Source organism: Streptococcus pseudopneumoniae (assembly GCF_038148935.1).
Lineage (GTDB): Bacteria > Bacillota > Bacilli > Lactobacillales > Streptococcaceae > Streptococcus > Streptococcus pseudopneumoniae_U.
The window spans coordinates 1-3,360 of record NZ_JBBJZX010000127.1 but is presented as its reverse complement, the minus strand read 5'-3'; the positions used below and the strand labels follow the sequence as shown (position 1 = coordinate 3,360).

General features: G+C 42.7%; 4 protein-coding genes. All 4 read right to left on the bottom strand.

Going from position 1 to position 3,360, the window contains the following annotated elements; all coding sequences use genetic code 11:
• Positions 1–142: 142 nt before the first annotated feature.
• On the bottom strand, positions 143–604 hold the full coding sequence (locus WKI42_RS09770) for an ECF transporter S component (RefSeq protein ID WP_045605976.1): 462 nt from the start codon (positions 602–604) through the stop codon (positions 143–145).
• Entirely contained in the window at positions 582–1,355 is a 774-nt protein-coding gene (locus WKI42_RS09765) for a bifunctional hydroxymethylpyrimidine kinase/phosphomethylpyrimidine kinase (protein ID WP_301351133.1), read from the bottom strand. The genes WKI42_RS09770 and WKI42_RS09765 overlap by 23 nt, the downstream gene beginning before the upstream one ends.
• A complete protein-coding gene (truA, locus tag WKI42_RS09760) occupies positions 1,345–2,094 on the bottom strand; it encodes a tRNA pseudouridine(38-40) synthase TruA (protein WP_368081829.1) in 750 nt (249 codons plus the stop codon). Before truA ends, WKI42_RS09765 begins: the two co-directional genes overlap by 11 nt.
• A gap of 99 nt (positions 2,095–2,193) precedes the next feature.
• The gene (locus WKI42_RS09755) at positions 2,194–3,345 is read right to left on the bottom strand and encodes an MFS transporter (protein WP_368081828.1); all 1,152 of its coding nucleotides are present in this window, start codon (positions 3,343–3,345) and stop codon (positions 2,194–2,196) included.
• Positions 3,346–3,360 lie beyond the last annotated feature (15 nt).

The following is a 3,360-nucleotide window of genomic DNA, read 5'->3' as shown; positions in this document are numbered from 1 at the left end:
CTACGGCAAGGCGACGTTGACGCGATTTGAAGAGATTTTCGAAGAGTATAAAATCTTCCCACAATAAAACGCATAGTATCAAGGTTTCAACACCTGATACTATGCGTTTTTTCTAATTCTTAGGACTTTCTCCACATCCTCTTTACTTAATCTTCTTGATACTTTGACTAAGAATAAATCCTACAATCATCCCTACCATATTTTGCATGAAATTTGGTAAAATTTCTGGTAGGGCTGCAGCCCAGCCATTCATCAATGTAGAACCCAAGGCGTAACCCCCTACCATGGCAATCGTTGCTAAGATAAGGCCTAACCACTGAGTTTTTCCTTTAAGTCCTGCGAAAAATCCCTGCAAGCCATGGTTGAGCAAGCTAAAGAACATCCACTGAGGGTAGCCTGATAAGAGGTCAATCAAGAAACCTGCTAGTCCTCCGACTACAGCCCCTTCGCGACTACCAAAGTAGAAGGCCGTAAAGAAGACACCCGCATCTAAAAGAGTTAGAATGCCTGTCGGTGTTGGAATTTTTAAGAAATAACCTAGAACCACAGAGAGGGCGGTTAATAGTGATACAAGGGCGATTTTAGTTGTTTTGGTTTGCTTCATATTGTCTTACTCCATACTGATCTGCTTGTGCAATAGCACGATAAACGAAAGCCTTAGAGCTTTCTACTGCTGGTAAAAGTTCATCACCTTTAACCAAGTGACTGGCAATGCTAGAGGCAAAGGTACAACCTGCGCCAGCATTTTGGCCTTGGATAACTGGATTTTCTAGGACTGTAAAGTTTTGTCCATCATAAAAGACATCCACAGCCTTGTCCTGACTAAGGCGATTGCCTCCCTTGATAATGACTGCTGGTACTCCTAAGGCATATAATTTCTGCGCTGCAGCCTTCATGTCTTCCAAGGTTTTAATCTCTTGACCAGCTAATAATTCTGCTTCTGGGAGGTTAGGCGTAATCACACTGACATAAGGGAAAAAGCGAATCAACTCTTGGCAGAGTTCACTAACTGCTACGTCGTGCGTTTCCTTGCATACCAAGACAGGATCCAGAACCACAGGCACTCCTGGGCGTTGTTTGATAAAGTCCAAGGCCTTCTCAGCCACACTAACAGTAGGGAGAAGACCAATCTTAATTCCCCCAAACTCCACATCACGCAAGCTATCTAATTCATGTTGAAAAATGGTATCATCAGTTGGAAAGACTTCAAATCCTTTTTCTGTCAAGGCTGTCAAACAAGTCACTGCTACAAAGCCATGCAAGCCGTTCAAGGTATAGGTAGCCAAATCAGCTGACAAACCACCACCACTAAAAATATCATTTCCAGAAAGTGCTAAAATACGATTATTCTTCATAACGAATCTCCTTTAAATATAAACCATTTGGTGCTGCAGTGGGACCTGCAAGCTGCCTGTCCTTTTTCTCCAAGATGAGGTCAATCTGCTCTACTGGCATACGCTTGTTGCCGATTTTGAGCAGTGTCCCCACCATATTGCGAATCTGTTTATACAAGAAACCATTTCCTGAAAAGGTAAAAGTCAAAAACTGGCCTGTCTCATCAACCCTAAGACTGGCTTCTGTAATAGTGCGAACCTTATCCTCTACACTAGTCCCAGAGGCTGTAAAGCCAGTGAAATCATGGGTTCCTTCTAGCTTTTTGACGGCCTCCTGCATCCTCTCCATATCAAGTGGGTAAGGGAAGTGGGTGGCATAGTGACGGCGCATCGGATTTTTGGGACGTCCTCTATCCACGATAAACTCATAGGTCTTGCTATGCTTGGCATAACGACAATGAAAATCATCCGCCACAAGCTCAATTGAAATCACATCAATATCTTCAGGAGACTGAGTGTCCAAAGCAAAACGGAGCTTCTCCTCATCCATCTGATAAGGTAGGTCAAAATGAAGCACCTGTCCCAGGGCATGAACCCCACTATCAGTCCTACCAGCACCGTGAACAGTGATGGCTTTCCCCTTATTCAATCTAGTCAAGGTTTTTTCAATTTCTTCCTGAACGCTACGCGCATGAGGCTGGCGCTGAAAACCAGCAAAGGCGTAACCATCATAGGAAATAGTTGCTTTATATCTCGTCATAACTTCTATTTTATCAAGAAATTAATCTGTAGACAAGGTTCTAAAATAAATATTGTCTGGGTACAAAAATCCTAAAAAGAAAAACTTAGGAAACCAGTCCTAAGCTCTCTTTTGAAGTAGGTACATGACAAAGATAGAGGTTACAATCAACCAAGATCCTAAGATACTAAAGACCAACATACCATTGTGCGTTAGTAAGCCAATTGCACCTAGAACGAATGGGGTTGTAAAGGCTCCGAAACTACAGCCTAAAACTGCAAATGAGGTTGCTTGATTGAGGAGCTTAGCTGGAATTCTTTCAGAGACAAGTTGAAAGACCGTCGTCAAGGCTACACTGTAGGCAAAACCAGCAAGAATACTTCCTGCCACAACCATCCATAAGGATGGAGACAAGGCAATCACAATTTGACCTAAGCCGAAGGTAATACCAGACCAGAGGAGCAGTTTCTCTTTAAAAATAGAAATCAAAAAAGAAAAACTCACACCAGCCACAATCCCGATTAACTGCATGACACTAAGAACAAAACTAGATAACTGGGCATCCCCAAGTCCTCTTTCCACCATCAAACTTGGAATACGGATGGTAATAGCCGTATTGGTACAAACTACCACTGCTGCTTCTATAGCTAGGGTAAAAATCAAGCCTTTCATTTCTCGAGTTAAGCGACTTGCTTCCTTCGCTTTTTTCTTGACTTTTTTCTTTTCTGTTCCATAAGGGACAAAGAGCAAATAAAGGGTCAGCACCAAAAATCCAGCACTATAGGCTAGGAAGGTAGCTGTCCAACCAAAGGCCAACAACTGGCCGACTGCCAAGGTGATGAGAGAAGCTCCAACGACCTCTGCAGAACCGCGTAGCCCTAGCATCTGAATTCGCGTTTTTCCTTGATAGCGTTCACTGATAATAGAAATGGCCTTGGCATTGATCATCCCAAGACCCAAACCAAAGAGAATCCGTGTTCCAAAGACAAAAGGATAAGCTTGATACCAAAAGGGAGCCGTCCCGCTCAATGATAAAATCAGCAAGCCCAAACTAATCTGTAATCGCTCAGGAAATATTTTTTCTAAGAAACCATTTAGTAATAACATCATCATGATTCCAAAGGAAGGCAAGCTCGCCAAGAGTTCAATTTGTTCCTTAGGATAACCTTGATAATAGTCAAACATGGCTGGCAGGGCACTCGAGATGGAAAAGGACGTAATCAAAACGAGGGAGAGAGCCAAAATACTGGCCCGTTCTAAAAATTGTTTCATGAAATCTCTTTCTAT